We start from the raw sequence: 18,864 nt of genomic DNA on the forward strand, positions 1-18,864 counted from the left end.
CATTTTGCTTCAGGCCAGGCAGATAGGTTTACATCGCTCCGGGGTGGCTATGATAATAAAGTATCCGTCAATGCAGCGTAAATACTTATCGAATCTAATGTACATAGATTAAAAGGAGGAAATATTAATGGCGATTACAGCGCAAATGGTAAAAGAACTTCGTGAAAAAACAGGAGCCGGAATGCTTGACTGCAAAAAGGCTCTTCAGGAAACAGATGGCGATATGGAAAAAGCAATTGATTTCCTGCGTGAAAAAGGAATTGCGAAGGCTGCCAAGAAAGGCGACCGTATAGCTGCAGAAGGCCTTGCTTCCATCAAGCTGGAAGGAAATGAAGCGGTCATCCTTGAAGTTAACTCTGAAACAGACTTCGTCGCAAAGAACGAAGGCTTCCAAACACTCGTCCAGGAGCTTGCTTCCCATCTCTTGAATAACAAGCCTGCCAATGTTGAAGAGGCTGTAGGACAAAAAATGGAAAGCGGACAATCCGTTGAAGAACATATCAATGCTGCTATTGCGAAAATCGGTGAAAAGCTTTCCCTTCGCCGTTTTGAAATAAAAACAAAAGGCGATAACGACGCATTCGGTGCTTACCTCCACATGGGTGGCCGAATCGCAGTTCTGAGCGTTTTAGAAGGTACTACAGATGAAAGTGTGGCAAAGGATGTTTCCATGCATATTGCTGCCCTTAATCCTAAGTATGTTTCCCGCGATGAAGTTTCCGCAGATGAAATCGAACGCGAGCGCCAGGTTCTTACACAGCAGGCACTTAACGAAGGCAAGCCTGAGCAAATCGTGGCAAAAATGGTCGAAGGCCGCCTCGGAAAATACTTTGAGGACGTTTGCCTGCTTGACCAGACGTTTGTTAAAAACCCTGATCAAAAAGTACGCCAGTTCGTTGAGTCCAAGGGCGCAACTGTCCGTGAATTTGTACGCTACGGAGTAGGCGAAGGCATCGAGAAGCGCGAAGACAATTTCGCGGAAGAAGTAATGAGCCAGGTAAATAAAAAATAGAGCTTTGTTGAAATCGGCCATTTCCGGCCCTTTTAAAAGAACTTAGCAACTGTTTAAAGAGGATAGGGAACACACCGCGTGTTCCCTATTTTTAAAAAAATAAATCATTTAAGGAGTGCCGCCCCGGCTTTTATTCAAAGGCGGTCCCTTATTCAGGCATACGGTGGCCTCAAAATACATAGGAGGTTTTTATGAGCAGTCCGAAATACAAACGAGTTGTCTTGAAATTAAGTGGTGAGGCCCTTGCTGGCGAAGCAGGCTTCGGAATTAACCCCGCCGTCATTAAATCCATTGCTGAACAAGTCAAGGAAGTAGCTGAGCTGGGAGTCGAGGTTGCGGTCGTTGTTGGGGGTGGAAACATTTGGAGAGGGAAGATTGGCAGTGAAATGGGAATGGACCGGGCAACTGCTGATTATATGGGCATGCTGGCCACAGTGATGAACTCCCTTGCCCTACAGGACAGCCTGGAACAACTCGGCATAGAAACCCGTGTTCAGACATCAATTGAAATGCGCCAGGTAGCCGAACCTTACATCCGCCGCCGCGCGATTCGCCACCTTGAGAAGAAGCGTGCCGTCATTTTCGCGGCCGGGACAGGGAATCCTTACTTTTCCACAGATACAACCGCAGCTCTCCGGGCCGCGGAAATCGAAGCCGATGTCATCCTCATGGCGAAAAATAATGTAGATGGCGTCTATTCCGCGGATCCGCGCCATGATAAAAACGCAACGAAGTATGATCAACTGTCCTACCTCGATGTCCTGAAAGAGGGGCTTGCTGTTATGGACTCAACTGCATCTTCATTGTGTATGGATAATGATATTCCGTTGATTGTTTTCTCTATTATGGAAAAAGGCAATATCAAACGAGCCGTTATGGGCGAAAAAATCGGAACTATTGTTAGGGGGAAATAATAATGCCGAAACAAGTCATCAGCAACACAAAGGAAAAAATGGCAAAAGCAATCCAAGCGTATTCCCGTGAATTGGCAACAATCAGGGCGGGAAGAGCCAGCGCCTCCCTTCTGGATCGCATTACAGTGGATTATTACGGCGCTCCTACTCCTGTCAATCAACTTGCGGGCATCAGCACACCTGAAGCCAGGCTTCTTGTCATACAGCCATATGACAAGAGCATTTTGAGCGATATTGAAAAGGCAATCCAGAAATCAGATCTTGGCCTGAACCCGACTAACGACGGTTCCCTGATCCGCCTCGCAATTCCTCAATTGACGGAAGAGCGACGCAAGGACCTTGTCAAGCTTGTTAAAAAGGAATCGGAAGATGCAAAGATCGCAATCAGGAACGTACGCCGCGATGCTAATGACGATCTGAAAAAACTTGAGAAGAACGGCGAGATCACAGAAGACGACCTTCGCGGTTATTCCGACGATATCCAAAAGCTGACTGACGATCATATTAGCAAGATTGATCAAATTACGAGAGACAAAGAAAAGGAAATTATGGAAGTATAATTCCTGAAGAAAAAGCCCCTTTACGGGGTTTTTTTCACTTACAGGAAAGGAATCCCGTTTTTCTTGCATCTTAAAAGAGATATCTTGAACCATTTTTGGTATGATAAAAACATCCATAAAATATACATAGAAAAGCGGAGGCGCCTGTTCAGCGCCTTATGGACTGGAGGGCCGCGACATGAGATAAAGGAAACACGAAGAGCGAAGCGATTCGATGTTGACTTATCGTAGTGAGTGGACCGAAGTACACAAGGCGCTAGGCGCCGCAGCTGGACATAGAAAAGCGGAGGCAAGCTGCTACTTGCGGTACATCTCTGCAGCTTTGCGACGAGCTGAACGAAGCATCACTGAAAAACCTTTGGCGCAGGAGCAGCTTGCATGCGGAGTAAATTGATACGCCCTTTTTCGGAGGCATTGAATGGAGGAGCTAGATCATGTTCAACAAATTAATTAGACGGAAACCCCAAGAGTCCTCTTCCTCACTCCGAGACAGGATAGAATTGGTGAAAAAAGCTGGTGTTCCTTCCCATATCGCCATCATTATGGACGGAAACGGCCGCTGGGCAAAAAAAAGGGCGATGCCTCGGATAGCGGGACACCATGAAGGTATGAAAGTAGTAAGGAAAATCACCAAGCTTGCAAATGAACTGGGGGTAGGCGCGTTGACCCTGTATGCCTTTTCCACTGAGAACTGGAAAAGGCCGAAAAAGGAAGTCGACTATCTTATGCAGCTTCCAGAAGAGTTTTTAGGTTCCTTCCTGCCTGAACTTATCAACGAAAATGTCCGGGTGGAAATGATGGGGTATAAGGAAAACCTTCCAACCCATACGTTAAAAGCCATTAATAAAGCGATTGAGGAAACAAAAAACAATACAGGCCTTGTCCTTAATTTCGCACTGAATTATGGGAGCAGGGCTGAAATATTGGACGCCGTCAGGCATGTCTTAAAAGACTTTCAGAGTGGTATAATGGATGATGAGAATCTGACTGAGGAAACCTTCTCCTCCTATTTAATGGCATCCAGGCTGGCAGATCCCGATTTGCTAATCCGCACTAGCGGGGAAATCCGGTTAAGCAATTTTATGCTTTGGCAGATTGCCTACACAGAATTTTGGTTTACGGATGTACTTTGGCCAGATTTCAATGAAGAACATCTTCTTGACGCAGTGGAAACTTTCCAGAACCGCCAGAGAAGGTTTGGTGGTATACAGGGGTCATAAATGGAAGATTGTCCGTTCGCCCAGACCCTGATTCTTTTATAAGTAAAGGAGGAAAGGCAGGCACCCAGGAAGTTCCTGCCTGAAAATAAATGAAGCAAAGAATCATTACAGCAGTCGTGGCAGCGGCGCTTTTCCTGCCGATTGTCATTTATGGCGGATTACCGCTTATCCTGCTGGCATATGTGCTTGCAAGTATCGGTTTGTATGAACTTGCAAAAATGAAAAACATGAATCTGGTATCTTTCCAAGGGATTGTTTCTTTATTGACCCTATGGATTTTGCTTTTGCCACCGGATTATCATGAAATTATCACACGTTTTGGCTACGGAAAAGAGGATTTTGCCGTCATGGCGGTCCTGCTGCTTCTCGCCTGGACGGTGGCCTCTAAAAATCGCTTTACATTTGATGATGCGTCATTTTTTGCAATGGCCGTTGCCTATGTAGGCGCTGGCTTTTACTTTTTTATGGAAACCCGCCAGGCGGGAGGGCTGTCCTGGCTTTTCTATTCCCTATTTATCATATGGGCGACTGACTCTGGCGCTTATTTTGTCGGCAGGGCACTGGGCAAAAGAAAACTTTGGCCCGAAATCAGCCCGAATAAGACAGTGGAAGGTTTTTTGGGAGGAGTGGGCTGCGCCCTGCTTGTCGCAATAGGCTTTATTGTTTTTGGTGATTTGGGAGTGCCGGCAGTTAAACTGCTTGTTATGACAGCGCTTTTGTCTGTATTTGGACAACTTGGCGACCTTGCGGAATCGGCATTCAAAAGAAATTACAATGTAAAGGACTCAGGCAGCATTTTGCCAGGACATGGAGGAATCCTCGACCGTTTTGACAGCCTCCTGTTTGTCTGGCCCCTGATCCACTTATTCCAGCTGATTTAACCCGCCATGCTGCTTGTACTTGCAGGAAATAACGCGGCTTTAGGAGAGATAAATGAATGAAACAGATTAGCTTAATGGGAGCCACTGGTTCAATTGGCATCCAAACACTTGATATTATCCGGGCAAATCCGGATTCATTCAGGCTTGCGGCTTTTTCAGCAGGCAAGAATATTGGACTGGCCAGAAAAATAATGTATGAATTCAAGCCGGCATATTTATCCATGCAGGAAAAGGAAGATGCCGAAAAACTCCGGTCTGAATTTCCAGGTGTGATTATTTCGTATGGAGAAGAAGGCCTGTCGGGTACCGCCACTTATGAACATGCGGATATAGTTGTAAATGCGGTTGTCGGCAGTGTCGGGCTTAAGCCGACACTCGAAGCGATTGAAAGCGGAAAGACCATCGCGCTTGCAAATAAAGAAACATTGGTTACCGCCGGCCATCTTGTCATGGAGGCCGCAAAAACGAAGGGCGTCCGCCTTTTGCCTGTTGATAGCGAGCATTCGGCAATTTTTCAATGTCTTCAAGGCGAAAATGAGAAGAATATTGAGCGGCTCATCATAACGGCTTCGGGTGGAAGTTTCCGAGACCGCACAAGGGAAGAATTGGCCGATGTTTCGGTTGAAGATGCCCTGAACCATCCGAACTGGTCGATGGGAGCCAAAATAACAATCGATTCTGCTACAATGATGAACAAAGGACTTGAAGTCATCGAGGCCCACTGGCTATTTTCTCTCCCTTATGAAAAAATCAGCGTCCTTCTTCATAGGGAAAGCATCATCCACTCGATGGTGGAATTTCATGACTCGAGCATTATCGCGCAATTGGGCAGTCCGGATATGAGGGTGCCAATTCAATATGCGTTAACCTATCCTGATCGTTTTCCACTCCAGTCGGCCAATCGATTGAATTTGGCCGAAGCGGGAAAGTTGCATTTTCAGGAAATGGATTTTGAACGGTTCCGCTGCCTCCGTCTCGCCTATGATGCGGGCAAGGCTGGCGGTTCCGCGCCGACCGTTTTGAACGCGGCCAATGAAACAGCGGTAGCAGCTTTCCTTGATGGACGAATTCGTTTCCTTGAAATTGATGACCTTGTGGAACGCGCTTTGGAGACCCATACCCTGATCAAAGACCCGGATTTGGAAACAATCCTGGAAACGGACCAGAGAACAAGGTGCTATATCCAGTCGCTGCTTGCGTGAAATCTCCGCAGCATCGATGGGGCCTTGTGTAAAACGGTCGCGCCCATAATACCCTAAAGCAGGACAACACCCGTGAATCAAAGCTTTTTCGGGACTCTTAAAAAAAGGTGGTAGGTCTTATGAGTACAGTCATTGCGTTTATAGTCATATTCGGGGCGCTAGTTTTCTTCCACGAATTGGGGCACTTCATTTTTGCAAAAAGAGCAGGAATCCTTTGCAGAGAGTTTGCCATCGGTATGGGGCCGAAGGTTTTCAGCCATAAAAAAGGAGAAACGCTTTATACTATCCGCCTTCTGCCAATTGGCGGTTATGTAAGGATGGCCGGAGAGGATGCCGAAGCAGTCGAAATTAAACCTGGCTATCGGATCGGCCTGCTTACCGGCTCTGACGGAAAGGTCGAAAAAATAATCCTGAATAATAAAGATAAATACCCCGATGCCAGGATTGTTGAGGTGGAACACGCCGACCTGGACCGGAACCTAGTCATTAAAGGCTACCCAGAAGATGAAGAAGAAACGCTGCGGGTATTCCTTGTTAACGAGGATGCGGTTACAGTTGAGAATGGTGTAGAAAATCAAATTGCCCCTTATAATCGCCAGTTTGGTTCCAAGACACTTTGGCAACGTACCTTGGCTATATTCGCTGGCCCTATGATGAACTTTGTCCTGGCGTTCTTTGTTTTTCTTATTTTGGCGTTGGTCCAGGGGGTACCTTCCAATGAACCAAAGCTGGGGAAAATCACTCCTGATGGAGCTGCATTGGAAGCAGGACTTAAGGAAGGGGACGTTGTCCAAAGCATTTCAGGAACGGAAATTTCCAGCTGGACTGATGTGGTGGAAATCATCCGGAAAAATCCTGATAAGGCAGTCGACTTCATCGTAATGCGTAACGGCAAGGAACAAGAAATCTCGGTTACTCCTCAGGCACGTGAAGCCGAAGGGGAGAAGATAGGGATTATAGGTGTTTACAGCCCGGTTGAAAAGTCACCTTTGCGTGCATTGTCTTATGGGTTCGAGGAAACAGTTTTTTGGACAAAAGAAATCTTTGTGATGCTGGGCAAGCTTGTGACTGGCCAGTTTTCAATTAATATGCTGAGCGGGCCTGTTGGGATATACGTATCCACAGACACCGTCGCCAAATCCGGCGTGTATTATTTGATGAAATGGGCCGCCATTCTTAGCATTAACCTCGGGATTATGAATCTTCTGCCGTTCCCGGCACTTGATGGAGGAAGGCTCATGTTTTTCGCCGTCGAGGCTGTAAGGGGAAAACCAGTGGACAAACAAAAAGAGGGGATGGTCCATTTCATTGGATTTGCCCTGCTTATGCTTCTCATGCTGGTCGTCACCTGGAACGATATCCAAAGATTTTTCCTATAAACGATAAGATATTCCTATGCGCCGGCGGATACCAATTCCGCCGGCATACATATTGCAACTAAAACTAAGTTTTGGCGAGTCGAGATAACCATAGATGTTGGAGGCGGAAAATTGTGAAGCAAAGTATGACCTTAATCCCTACATTAAGGGAAGTCCCAGCAGATGCTGATGTCAAAAGCCATCAGCTTCTTCTAAGAGCCGGTTTCATCCGGCAAAATGCCAGCGGAGTATACAGCTACCTCCCACTGGCGAAAAGAGTGTTAACAAAAATTGAAGCGATTGTCCGTGAAGAAATGGACAAGGCCGGCGGGGTCGAGCTTCTGATGCCTGCCCTGCAGCAGGCTGAACTTTGGCAGGAATCCGGCCGCTGGTATTCGTATGGCCCGGAATTAATGAGGATCCATGACCGACACAATCGGGAGTTTGCGCTTGGCCCAACTCATGAAGAAGTGATTACAAGTCTGGTCAGGGATGAAGTGAAGTCATATAAACGCCTTCCTTTGACTCTTTATCAAATCCAGACAAAATTCCGTGATGAAAAACGGCCACGCTTCGGGTTGCTGCGGGGCAGGGAATTCATCATGAAAGATGCGTATTCCTTCCATGCGAGCAAGGAGAGCCTTGATGAAGTTTACGATAGGATTTTCACGGCGTATTCGAATATTTTTGCGCGGTGCGGCCTTAATTATCGTGCCGTCATTGCGGATTCCGGCGCAATGGGTGGGAAAGATACACATGAATTTATGGTTTTATCGGATATCGGTGAGGATACAATCGCCTATTCTGATACTTCCTCCTACGCGGCTAATATTGAAATGGCACCAGTAACGGCAACTTATGCGAAAAGCAGCGAGACGCCGAAGAGAATCGAGAAGGTCAAAACAGAGAATAAGAAGACGATCGCCGAAGTTTCGGAATTCTTGAAGGCTAACGAAGATCAGTGTATCAAATCACTCTTATTCAAAATTGACGGGCGTCCGGTCCTTGTTTTGGTCAGAGGCGATCATGAAGCAAATGATATTAAACTGAAAAATCTCTTCGAGGCGGGTTCAGTCGAACTTGCAGAAGCGGCTGAGACGAAAGAAATCCTTGGTTGTGAAGTGGGATCTGTAGGCCCTATCGGCGTTTCGAATGTAGAAATCATTGCCGACCATGCAGTCGAAGCGATTGTCAATGGCGTTTGCGGAGCGAATGAGGAAGACTATCATTATGTTAATGTCAATCCAGGTACCGACTTCGAGGTTGGCCGCTATGCGGATATTCGCTTTATCCAGGAAGGAGATCCGTCTCCTGATGGCCAAGGCAAGATTCTTTTTGCAAAAGGGATTGAGGTTGGGCATGTCTTTAAGCTTGGTACACGCTATAGCGAAGCAATGGATGCCATGTATCTTGATGAAAATGGCAAGTCCCAGCCAATGATCATGGGTTGCTATGGAATTGGGGTTTCCCGGACGCTTTCAGCGGTAGCAGAACAGTTCAATGATGAAAAGGGCCTTATTTGGCCACAAGCCGTTGCCCCGTACAAAGTGCATCTTATCGCGATCAACATGAAGGATGAGGCTCAGGCAAGCCTTTCAGGACAATTATATGAATCAATCGGGGGACAATTTGAGACCTTGTTTGACGACCGCCAGGAGCGGCCGGGAGTGAAATTTGCCGATTCAGACTTAATCGGCATCCCAGTACGTGTAACGGTTGGCAAAAAGGCGGCCGAAGGAATTGTTGAAGTAAAAGACAGAAAAACCGGTGAAATGATAGAAGTATCTGTGGAAAATCTATTAGAAACAATTAACACTCTTCTAAATAATGCGTAATACTATGGGTGCCGCAATGGATGCGGCACCTTCATCTTTTTTGCCCCTATTAAACAAAAGACGCAAGTATCTATGATATAATTAACTTTTGAAAAACAGACAGAACCAGAACCAGATGGGGAGAGAATGTCTAATGAATACCCATTTAGATGAGGGAACAGAAAAGTTCCGAATCTTATTGCAGCAGCTTGGAATGACGGAAGATTCCCTCGTTCCATACTTTGAACACGCGAGGATCGACAAGGTGCAGATCAGCAGGAAGCAGAGCAAAATGCATTTTTTGCTTATGGTAGATAAAATCCTGCCTGCATCAGTCTTTACTATGCTCGATGTCCGGCTCAAGGAGTCTTTTTCATCTTTTGCCAAATCAGTAACTTTTGAGATGAGAGTTTCAGATCAGGCTTTTACAAAAGATCTGGTCTGGGAGTACTGGAAAAAATGCGTGAATGAAATAGATGGCATTGCTCCTCCGCTCCTCAAACTGTTTTATGAACAAATGCCTGAACTCCAAGGGACAAAGCTTCTTATCCAAGTCAGGAATGAAGCGGAAGGAGGCGCGGTTAAAGGGAAATACGGCGCGCTTATATCCTCCATCTATCAATCTTTCGGCTTTCCCTTCCTCGCTGTTGATGTCGCCATAAGTGATGTAGAGAAAAATGAGGAATACAAGCAATTCATGGAGGCGAAACAAAAGGAAGACGAAGAAAGAGCCAGGCTTGCCCTTTCCGAGTTGCAGAAGCGTGAATCTGAAAAAGACCAGAACGGCGCCGGCGGTGACGAAGGGCCGCTCGTTATCGGTCTGACGATCAAAGGAGATGCTGAATTCCGCAATCTCATCGATATTGTCGATGAGGAACGGAGAATTGCCATCGAAGGTTATATCTTTGATGCCGAAACACGCGAGCTGCGTAGTGGCAGGACATTGCTAACGTTTAAAATTACCGACTATACAAGTTCTATCATGGTGAAAATGTTCTCAAGGGATAAAGAGGATGCCGCCATGTACCAGCGTGTGAAAAAGGGGATGTGGGCGAGAGTCCGGGGGAGCATTCAGAATGATACGTTCGTCCGTGATTTGATCATGATTGGAAATGACGTGAATGAAATCAGGCCGGTAACAAGGCAAGATACCGCACAGGCAGAAGAAAAACGGGTTGAGCTTCACCTCCATTCACCAATGAGCCAAATGGACGCTGTCACACCGGTTGCGGCACTCGTCGGACAGGCGAAGAAATGGGGCCACACGGCGATTGCCATTACGGACCATGCAGTAGCCCAATCCTTCCCGGAAGCTTTTGCAGCCGGCAAGAAAAATGATATTAAGATTCTTTATGGAATTGAAGCGAATCTCGTTGATGACGGTGTTCCGATTGCTTATAACGATTCTCACAGGCTGCTCGCCGATGAGACTTATGTTGTTTTTGACGTTGAAACGACTGGATTGTCCGCCGTTTATGACACCATTATTGAATTGGCGGCCGTAAAAATAAGGGAAGGGGAAATTATTGACCGTTTCGAGTCGTTTGCCAATCCGCACCACAGACTGTCCGCAACCACGATCAACCTGACAGGGATAACGGATGATATGGTGCAGAACGCTCCGGAAATCGGGGACGTGCTCACCCGTTTCCGCGAATGGACAGCTGATGATATTTTGGTTGCCCATAATGCCTCTTTTGACATGGGCTTCCTGAATACTGGCTATAAAAAGATTGGTTTTGAAAAGGCAAAGAACCCTGTAATCGATACACTAGAACTTGCCCGCTTTTTGTATCCGGAGATGAAAAACCACCGCCTGAATACACTCGCGAAAAAGTTTGATGTCGAGCTTACCCAGCATCACCGCGCCATCTATGACGCGGAAGCAACGGGATACCTTTTGATGAAAATGCTGAAGGATTCGCTAGAACAGAGCATCGAGTACCATGACCAGTTCAATGACCATATGGGAAACAGCAGTGCTTTCAAGCGCGCCCGGCCATACCACTGTACTCTGCTTGCGCAGAATGAGACAGGTTTGAAAAATTTATTTAAACTCATTTCCATTGCGCATATCAATTATTTTTACCGTGTCCCTAGGATTCCAAGGTCTGTTTTGCAAAAATACCGTGAAGGCCTATTGGTTGGTTCCGCCTGTGACCGGGGCGAAGTATTTGAAGGGATGATGCAGAAGTCCCCGGATGAAGTGGAAGAAGCAGCTACATTTTACGATTATCTCGAGATTATGCCGAAACCCGTCTATGCCCATTTGCTCGAAATGGAGCTTGTCAGGGATGAAAGGGCGCTTGAAGAGATTATTGGCAATATCGTCAAACTCGGCGAAAAGCTGGACTTGCCTGTCGTGGCGACCGGAAATGTCCATTACTTGAATGAGAATGACAAAATCTACAGGAAAATCCTGATCAATTCACAAGGGGGGGCCAATCCGCTAAACAGGCATAATCTTCCCGATGTGCATTTCAGGACGACGAATGAGATGCTTGATGCTTTCAAATTCCTCGGTTCGAAAAAAGCGAAGGAAGTCGTCGTTGAAAATACGAATAAAATCGCTGATATGATTGAATCGATCAAGCCAATTAAGGATGACCTCTATACACCTAAAATTGAAGGCGCCGATGATGAAATGCGGGAAATGAGCTATTCAATGGCACGGAGGATTTATGGGGACTCGTTGCCTGAAATAGTGGAAGCCCGGCTTGAGAAAGAATTGAAGAGCATTATTGGCCACGGATTCGCGGTCATTTACCTGATTTCACATAAACTGGTGAAGAAATCACTGGATGACGGTTATCTAGTCGGCTCGCGGGGATCGGTTGGATCTTCATTTGTCGCCACCATGACAGAAATTACCGAGGTAAATCCGCTCCCTCCTCATTATGTGTGTGTCAAGTGTAAGCACTCCGAGTTCTTTAATGACGGTTCAGTAGGTTCAGGCTTCGACCTGCCTGATAAAAACTGTCCTCAATGCGGGGCAAAATACCGGAAGGATGGGCATGATATACCATTTGAGACCTTCCTTGGCTTCAAAGGAGACAAAGTTCCTGATATTGACTTGAACTTTTCTGGTGAATACCAGCCAAGGGCGCATAACTATACGAAAGTGCTCTTCGGTGAAGAATATGTTTACCGTGCCGGAACTATCGGCACAGTAGCAGACAAAACGGCCTTTGGCTATGTCAAAGCCTATCAGCAGGAGAATAACCTTCAGCTGAGGGGGGCGGAAATCGACAGGCTTGCATCCGGCTGTGTAGGGGTTAAGCGGACCACCGGCCAGCACCCGGGGGGCATCATAGTTGTTCCGGATTATATGGAAATTTATGATTTCTCGCCGATTCAATTTCCAGCAGACTCTGCTACGTCGGAATGGAAAACGACCCATTTTGATTTCCACTCCATCCATGATAACTTGCTTAAGCTTGATATTCTCGGCCACGATGACCCGACAGTCATCCGGATGCTGCAGGATCTGAGCGGCATCGATCCGAAAACGATTCCGACTGATGATCCTGAAGTCATGAAAATATTCAGCGGCACAGAGTCACTTGGAGTGACAGAAGAACAGATTATGTGCAAAACCGGAACATTGGGGATTCCTGAATTCGGAACGAGGTTCGTAAGGCAGATGCTTGAAGACACAAAGCCGACGACGTTCTCTGAGCTTGTCCAGATTTCCGGATTGTCGCATGGAACAGATGTCTGGCTGGGGAATGCCCAGGAATTGATCCATAATAAAATCTGTACGCTGAGCGAAGTTATCGGCTGCCGGGATGACATTATGGTTTATTTGATCTACCAGGGCCTCGATCCCGCTTTTGCTTTCAAAATTATGGAGTCTGTCCGTAAAGGAAAAGGGCTTACTGATGAAATGGAAGCTGAAATGAGGAAGAATGAAGTTCCGGAATGGTATATTGATTCATGCAAAAAAATAAAATATATGTTCCCGAAAGCCCACGCGGCGGCCTACGTCCTAATGGCTGTGAGAATCGCCTATTTCAAAGTCCACATGCCGCTTTTATATTACGCGGCGTATTTTACCGTCAGAGCAGAGGATTTTGATATTGAAGCGATGGCACGGGGTTCAGAAGCAATAAGGGCAAAAATAGAAGAAATAAATGCAAAAGGCCTTGATGCTGCTCCTAAAGAGAAAAACCTGCTTACAGTCCTTGAACTGGCTCTTGAAATGTGTGAACGTGGATTCTCGTTCCAAAAAATCGACTTATATAAATCCTCAGCTTCTGAGTTCACGATCGATGGAACGACCTTGATTCCTCCGTTCAATTCCATACCGGGCTTAGGCACGAATGCGGCGGTGAATATTGTCAAAGCTAGGGAGGAAGGGGAATTCCTATCAAAAGAAGACTTGCAGCAGCGGGGTAAGGTGTCTAAAACCATTCTGGAATATCTTGAAAAACAAGGCTGCCTCGACGCGCTTCCAGAACAAAACCAGCTGTCGCTTTTCTAAAAGGATTCCTGCCTTGCACCTTATTTGCTTTAAGCAAATGTGTATGGTATAGTTTTATTGGAAATACTAAGCAAAAGTGTCCGGAAGAGTGGGGAAACCCACTCTTTCGTTGTTGTCCAGGGCATTTTTCGGGTATAAATGAAACAAGTCTCCGATATTCGTGCAAAATACCGGTTAAGCAGCAGTAAAGGAGGTTAGCAATGAGCAAGGTAACTGAAGTGGTTGAAAACCTGGCTGTGCCAATTTTAAATGAACTTGGATTGGAATTAGTTGATATTGAATATGTAAAAGAGGGCCGGGATTGGTTTTTGCGCCTATTTATCGACAAGGAGAACGGGGTTGACATTGAGGAGTGCGGGATAGTCAGTGAACGCGTCAGTGAAAAGCTGGATGAACTTGATCCGATTCCCCACAATTATTTCCTGGAAGTCTCATCTCCTGGCGCTGAAAGGCCGCTGAAAAAGGAAAAGGATTTTACGGCTTCAATCGGAAAGAATGTGTTTGTGAAAACATATGAGCCGATTGAAAATGAAAAGACATTTGAGGGTATTTTACTTGAGTTTGACGGTGAATCCGTGAAGCTGGAAATCAAAGTCAAAACGCGAAAAAAGATTGTTGAAATCCCATTTGATAAAGTAGCCAGCGCCAGGCTCGCAGTCACATTTGGCTGACTCGGCCGTCCGGACAGCTGACAGCAGGAAGCTTTTTGCACAGAGCGTTTCAGGACTTTTTAAAAATCAGGACTAAAGGGGGATAAGTACCAATGGGCAGCGAACTATTGGATGCTCTGACTATACTGGAAAGAGACAAGGGAATTTCCAGGGATGTATTAATTGAAGCGATTGAGGCAGCACTTATTTCAGCGTATCGCAGAAATTTCAATCAGGCTCAAAATGTGAGGATTGATATCAATACCGATAACGGGATGATGCGGGTATTCGCGCGTAAAGAGGTTGTCGATGAGGTATTTGACCCGAGGCTGGAAATTTCTATTGATGAGGCGCGGATAATCAATCCGAATTATCAGGTTGAAGATGTGGTCGAAATGGAAGTGACCCCGAAAGACTTCGGAAGGATCGCCGCACAGACAGCGAAGCAGGTTGTCACACAGCGTGTCCGTGAAGCGGAACGGGGAATCATTTATTCCGAGTTCATCGATCGTGAGGAAGATATTATGACAGGGATTGTCCAAAGGATCGATTCCAAGTTCATTTATGTAAGCCTCGGGAAAATCGAAGCGCTTCTGCCAGTCAATGAGCAAATGCCGAATGAACAGTATAAACCTCACGACCGGATTAAAGTATTTATAACAAAAGTTGAAAAAACAACGAAAGGCCCTCAAATCTTCGTCTCCAGGACACATCCTGGCCTTTTGAAGCGGCTCTTCGAAATTGAAGTGCCGGAAATCTACGATGGCACGGTTGAAATCAAATCCGTTGCCAGAGAAGCAGGAGACAGATCGAAAATTTCCGTTCATTCCGAAAATGAGGAAGTTGACCCGGTCGGTTCTTGTGTCGGACCTAAAGGATCGAGAGTTCAGGCAGTAGTCAATGAACTAAAAGGGGAAAAAATCGATATCGTCAAATGGTCGGAAGATCCGGTCATTTTCGTAGCGAATGCCCTCAGCCCATCCAAGGTTCTCGATGTTATGGTGAACGAGGGAGAGAAAGCAACGACTGTTGTCGTTCCTGATTACCAGCTTTCACTCGCCATTGGAAAACGGGGACAGAATGCCCGCCTGGCTGCGAAGCTGACTGGCTGGAAAATAGATATTAAAGCAGAAACAGAGGCAAGGGAAATCGGAATCTTCCCTCGTGAAGAAGCCATCAGGCTTTTTGATGAAGAGGAAGAATTCTTTGAAGAAGATGAAGAGTACGGGTACGAAGAGGACAACGAATAAAAAGCGGAGGGAATTGGCGTGAACAAAATGAGAAAAGTTCCGATGCGCAAATGTGTCGCAACAGGGGAAATGAAACCCAAGAAAGAACTTGTTCGCATCGTTCGCTCAAAAGAAGGGGACGTTTCAGTCGATCTGACAGGGAAAAAATCGGGCCGCGGTGCATACCTGTCCCTTGACCGTGACGCTATCCTTTTGGCAAAGAAAAAGAACATACTGGCAAACCATTTGCAAACTGACATTGATTCTACATTATATGAAGAGCTCCTTGAGCTTACTGAAAAGGAGAAACGGCAATCCTAATGAAATCAAATCAATGGATGTCATTGCTTGGCTTGGCAAATCGGGCAAGAAAAGTCATTTCAGGGGAAGAGCTTTCCATCAAGGAAATCAGGAGCGGAAAAGCAAAGCTGATCCTGATCTCCGCGGATGCTTCCGTCAATACGTCCAAAAAAGTAACCGATAAATGTAAATCTTTCCGAGTTCCATGGAGAGTTGTCGACAACAGGTTTGACCTAGGTTCGGCAATCGGCAAGGATGCGCGTGTGACGGTGGCTGTACTGGATGAGGGATTCGCGAAAAAACTGATGACACTGCTCGATTAATACTAGCGGGGGTGAAAGAATGAGTAAAACACGTGTTTATGAATACGCAAAGAAATACAATGTTTCTAGTAAAGATATTATTGCAAAATTGAAAGATATGAATGTGGAAGTTTCCAACCATATGGCGACCATTGAAAAGGACGCCTACAATAAGCTGGAAGCCATCTTTAATAAAAAGGATGACAGGCCTGCAAGGCCACAACAAGCCAGGGGCCATCAGGGCACCCAGCAGACGGGCCTCGGACAAGGGAACCAGCCAAATCGTTCCCAGCAAGGCGGACAGTCAAGGCCACAGGGCAGTCGTCCAGGTGGAAATCAGAATCAGCAAAGCCGTCCACAGGAAGGCCAGCAAAGCCGTCCACAGGGAGGCCAGCAAAGCCGTCCACAGGGAGGCCAGCAAAGCCGTCCACAGGGAGGCCAGCAAAGCCGTCCGCAGGGAGGCCAGCAAAGCCGTCCACAGGGAGGCCAGCAAAGCCGTCCGCAAGGAGGCCAGCAAAGCCGTCCGCAAGGAGGCCAGCAAAGCCGTCCGCAAGGAGGCCAGCAAAGCCGTCCACAGGGAGGCCAGCAAGGCCGTCCGCAGGGAGGCCAGCAAAGCCGTCCACAGGGTGGCCAGCAAGGCCGTCCGCAGGGAGGCCAGCAAAACCGTCCACAGGGTGGCCAGCAAGGCGGAACTTCGAACAACCAAAGGCCGGCAAAGCCAGGCGCACCAAAATCAGCTGATAGCAAAAACAATGATTTCAGATCAAAAGAAAATAAAGGATTCAATAAAGGGAAAACTCCTAATAGGCCAAATCAAGGCCAAAACAGGAATAGACCTGGCAAAAGGCCTCAACAGCAGCATACAGCGCCTCCGGAAAGAAAGGAAAGAGAGCTGCCAGCCAAAATTACTTTCACCGAGTCGCTCACTGTGGCTGAACTTGCCAAAAAGCTATACCGGGAGCCATCAGAAATCATCAAGAAGCTTTTCCTTCTTGGAGTAATGGCCACCATCAACCAGGAGCTTGATAAGGATGCAATTGAACTGATTGCAAGCGAGTATGGGGTGGAAGTCGAAGAGGAAATTAGAATTGATACGACTGATCTCGAGGTTTATTTCACCGAGGATGAACCGGGTGAAATGGTTGAAAGGCCATCTGTCGTTACAATCATGGGCCACGTTGACCATGGTAAAACAACCCTTCTTGATTCGATTCGCCATACAAAGGTTACTGAAGGTGAGGCTGGAGGAATCACCCAGCACATCGGTGCTTATCAGGTAGTGGAAAATGGCAAGAAAATCACTTTCTTGGACACTCCAGGGCACGCAGCGTTCACAACAATGCGCGCGCGCGGAGCAAAGATTACCGATATCACCATTCTTGTTGTCGCCGCTGACGACGGCGTCATGCCACAAACAGTCGAGGCAATCAACCATGCTAAGGCTGCGGAGGTTCCAATTATCGTAGCGGTTAATAAAATGGATAAGCCATCGGCTAACCCGGACAGGGTTATGCAGGAATTGACTGAGCACGGCCTCGTTCCAGAAGCTTGGGGCGGCGATACGATTTTTGTCCCGATTTCCGCTAAGAACAGGGAAGGGATTGACAGCCTGCTGGAGATGATCCTTCTTGTCAGTGAGGTTGAGGAGTATAAAGCGAATCCGGAACGCAAAGCGGTGGGTACGGTTATAGAAGCCCAGTTGGATAAGGGCCGCGGATCAGTCGCGACCTTGCTAGTCCAAAATGGTACGCTGAAAATTGGCGACCCGATTGTTGTTGGCGCCACATTCGGCCGTGTCCGCGCAATGGTCAATGATAAAGGACGCCGGGTCAAGGAAGCGGGACCTTCTACACCTGTCGAAATCACTGGACTAAGTGAGGTACCTCAGGCTGGCGACCGGTTCGTTGTATTTGATGATGAAAAAACAGCGCGCCAGGTTGGCGAGGCGCGTGCCCAGCAGTCTCTTGCTGCATCCCGCGGAGAGAAAACCCGCGTGAGCCTTGACAATTTGTTTGAACAATTGAAACAAGGGGAAATGAAAGACTTAAATATCATCATTAAAGCAGATGTACAGGGCACCGCTGAAGCGATGGCCGCGTCACTGATGAAAATTGATGTTGAAGGCGTCAATGTCCGGATCATCCATTCAGGCGCTGGAGCTATTAATGAGTCTGATATTACCCTTGCTGCTGCGTCCAATGCGATTGTGGTCGGCTTTAACGTACGCCCTGATGCCAATGCGAAACGGGCAGCTGAGGCTGAAAAGGTAGATGTGCGCCTGCACAGGATTATTTATAAGGTAATTGAGGAAATCGAAGCGGCGATGAAAGGGATGCTTGACCCTGAGTTCCAGGAGAAGATCATTGGCCAGGCAGAAGTCCGCCAGACCTTTAAAGTCTCGAAAATCGGAACAATTGCCGGTTCATATGTTACAGACGGGAAAATCACCCGTGATAGCGGTGTCCGCCTGATTCGTGACGGCGTCGTCATTTTTGAAGGAGTTATTGACGATCTGAAGAGATTTAAGGATGACGCAAAGGAAGTCGCGCAGGGGTATGAGTGCGGTATAACAATTAAAAACTTCAATGATGTCAAAGAAGGAGATGTCATCGAAGCATTTGTTATGGAGGAAGTGGAAAGGAAATGATTGTGGGCCTTGCGCGATGCGAGTGTTTAATCTATGACGCCGCTTCTCTTAAGGATAAGCGGGCGGTGCTTCAAAGGATAATAACCCGCATCAGGCAAAGATTGAATGTTTCCGTTTCAGAAGTGGATTATCAGGATGCCTGGCAGCGGACCGCCATTGCGATTACTGCCGTGGCTTCCTCGAAAGTTCCTGTGGAACAGGAAATACAGAATGCCCTCAAATTGATTGATTCCTTTCCGGAAATAGAAAGAACCATCACCGATATAGAATGGCTGTAAAAAGAGGTGACATA

At 46.9% G+C, this 18,864-nt stretch carries 15 protein-coding genes; all 15 read left to right on the forward strand.

The features are described from left to right. The first annotated feature begins 127 nt into the window (after window positions 1–127). The 15 genes from tsf to BN1002_RS08100 all read left to right on the forward strand — a co-directional run bounded on the left by tsf (window position 128) and on the right by BN1002_RS08100 (window position 18,850). On the forward strand, window positions 128–1,012 hold the full coding sequence (gene tsf, locus BN1002_RS08030; protein ID WP_048824481.1) for a translation elongation factor Ts: 885 nt from the start codon (window positions 128–130) through the stop codon (window positions 1,010–1,012). Window positions 1,013–1,203: 191 nt separating this feature from the next. Next, window positions 1,204–1,926 (forward strand): UMP kinase, encoded by a 723-nt coding sequence (gene pyrH, locus BN1002_RS08035; RefSeq protein WP_048824482.1) that lies wholly within the window; start codon window positions 1,204–1,206, stop codon window positions 1,924–1,926. A 2-nt stretch (window positions 1,927–1,928) separates the two neighbouring features. Further along, window positions 1,929–2,486, forward strand: a complete 558-nt coding sequence (gene frr, locus BN1002_RS08040) for a ribosome recycling factor (protein ID WP_048824483.1) — start codon at window positions 1,929–1,931, stop codon at window positions 2,484–2,486. A gap of 434 nt (window positions 2,487–2,920) precedes the next feature. Further along, window positions 2,921–3,706: an isoprenyl transferase gene (locus tag BN1002_RS08045; protein ID WP_048824484.1), complete on the forward strand. Its 786-nt coding sequence runs from the start codon at window positions 2,921–2,923 to the stop codon at window positions 3,704–3,706. A gap of 89 nt (window positions 3,707–3,795) precedes the next feature. After that, window positions 3,796–4,587, forward strand: coding sequence for a phosphatidate cytidylyltransferase (locus BN1002_RS08050; protein ID WP_048824485.1), 792 nt, complete (start codon window positions 3,796–3,798; stop codon window positions 4,585–4,587). 56 nt (window positions 4,588–4,643) lie between these two features. Then, window positions 4,644–5,789, forward strand: coding sequence for a 1-deoxy-D-xylulose-5-phosphate reductoisomerase (gene dxr, locus BN1002_RS08055; RefSeq protein ID WP_048824486.1), 1,146 nt, complete (start codon window positions 4,644–4,646; stop codon window positions 5,787–5,789). Window positions 5,790–5,908: 119 nt separating this feature from the next. Beyond that, window positions 5,909–7,168 (forward strand): RIP metalloprotease RseP, encoded by a 1,260-nt coding sequence (rseP, locus tag BN1002_RS08060; RefSeq protein WP_048824487.1) that lies wholly within the window; start codon window positions 5,909–5,911, stop codon window positions 7,166–7,168. A 113-nt stretch (window positions 7,169–7,281) separates the two neighbouring features. Continuing rightward, window positions 7,282–8,982: a proline--tRNA ligase gene (locus BN1002_RS08065; protein ID WP_048824488.1), complete on the forward strand. Its 1,701-nt coding sequence runs from the start codon at window positions 7,282–7,284 to the stop codon at window positions 8,980–8,982. A 133-nt stretch (window positions 8,983–9,115) separates the two neighbouring features. Continuing rightward, window positions 9,116–13,444, forward strand: coding sequence for a PolC-type DNA polymerase III (locus tag BN1002_RS08070; RefSeq protein WP_048824489.1), 4,329 nt, complete (start codon window positions 9,116–9,118; stop codon window positions 13,442–13,444). 200 nt (window positions 13,445–13,644) lie between these two features. Next, window positions 13,645–14,115: a ribosome maturation factor RimP gene (rimP, locus tag BN1002_RS08075; RefSeq protein WP_048824490.1), complete on the forward strand. Its 471-nt coding sequence runs from the start codon at window positions 13,645–13,647 to the stop codon at window positions 14,113–14,115. Window positions 14,116–14,207: 92 nt separating this feature from the next. Continuing rightward, the gene (gene nusA / locus BN1002_RS08080; RefSeq protein WP_048824491.1) at window positions 14,208–15,344 is read left to right on the forward strand and encodes a transcription termination factor NusA; all 1,137 of its coding nucleotides are present in this window, start codon (window positions 14,208–14,210) and stop codon (window positions 15,342–15,344) included. 18 nt (window positions 15,345–15,362) lie between these two features. After that, window positions 15,363–15,644 (forward strand): RNase P modulator RnpM, encoded by a 282-nt coding sequence (rnpM, locus tag BN1002_RS08085; protein ID WP_048824492.1) that lies wholly within the window; start codon window positions 15,363–15,365, stop codon window positions 15,642–15,644. Continuing rightward, complete coding sequence (locus BN1002_RS08090) at window positions 15,644–15,946, forward strand: YlxQ family RNA-binding protein (protein ID WP_048824493.1); 303 nt, start codon at window positions 15,644–15,646, stop codon at window positions 15,944–15,946. Before rnpM ends, BN1002_RS08090 begins: the two co-directional genes overlap by 1 nt. Before the next feature lie 19 nt (window positions 15,947–15,965). Continuing rightward, a complete protein-coding gene (infB, locus tag BN1002_RS08095; RefSeq protein WP_048824494.1) occupies window positions 15,966–18,572 on the forward strand; it encodes a translation initiation factor IF-2 in 2,607 nt (868 codons plus the stop codon). After that, entirely contained in the window at window positions 18,572–18,850 is a 279-nt protein-coding gene (locus BN1002_RS08100) for a DUF503 domain-containing protein (protein ID WP_048827833.1), read from the forward strand. Before infB ends, BN1002_RS08100 begins: the two co-directional genes overlap by 1 nt. The last annotated feature ends 14 nt before the right edge of the window (window positions 18,851–18,864 follow it).

The sequence above is a fragment of the Bacillus sp. B-jedd genome (assembly GCF_000821085.1).
Taxonomy (GTDB): Bacteria; Bacillota; Bacilli; order Bacillales; family Cytobacillaceae; genus Bacillus_D.

Coding starts and splice junctions, on each gene's coding strand:
- BN1002_RS08090 (WP_048824493.1), top strand. CDS start 15,644: ATGAAATCAAATCAATGGATGTCATTGCTTGGCTTGGCAAATCGGGCA.
- rseP (WP_048824487.1), top strand. CDS start 5,909: ATGAGTACAGTCATTGCGTTTATAGTCATATTCGGGGCGCTAGTTTTC.
- rimP (WP_048824490.1), top strand. CDS start 13,645: ATGAGCAAGGTAACTGAAGTGGTTGAAAACCTGGCTGTGCCAATTTTA.
- BN1002_RS08070 (WP_048824489.1), top strand. CDS start 9,116: ATGAATACCCATTTAGATGAGGGAACAGAAAAGTTCCGAATCTTATTG.
- BN1002_RS08045 (WP_048824484.1), top strand. CDS start 2,921: ATGTTCAACAAATTAATTAGACGGAAACCCCAAGAGTCCTCTTCCTCA.
- frr (WP_048824483.1), top strand. CDS start 1,929: ATGCCGAAACAAGTCATCAGCAACACAAAGGAAAAAATGGCAAAAGCA.
- BN1002_RS08050 (WP_048824485.1), top strand. CDS start 3,796: ATGAAGCAAAGAATCATTACAGCAGTCGTGGCAGCGGCGCTTTTCCTG.
- infB (WP_048824494.1), top strand. CDS start 15,966: ATGAGTAAAACACGTGTTTATGAATACGCAAAGAAATACAATGTTTCT.
- dxr (WP_048824486.1), top strand. CDS start 4,644: ATGAAACAGATTAGCTTAATGGGAGCCACTGGTTCAATTGGCATCCAA.
- nusA (WP_048824491.1), top strand. CDS start 14,208: ATGGGCAGCGAACTATTGGATGCTCTGACTATACTGGAAAGAGACAAG.
- pyrH (WP_048824482.1), top strand. CDS start 1,204: ATGAGCAGTCCGAAATACAAACGAGTTGTCTTGAAATTAAGTGGTGAG.
- tsf (WP_048824481.1), top strand. CDS start 128: ATGGCGATTACAGCGCAAATGGTAAAAGAACTTCGTGAAAAAACAGGA.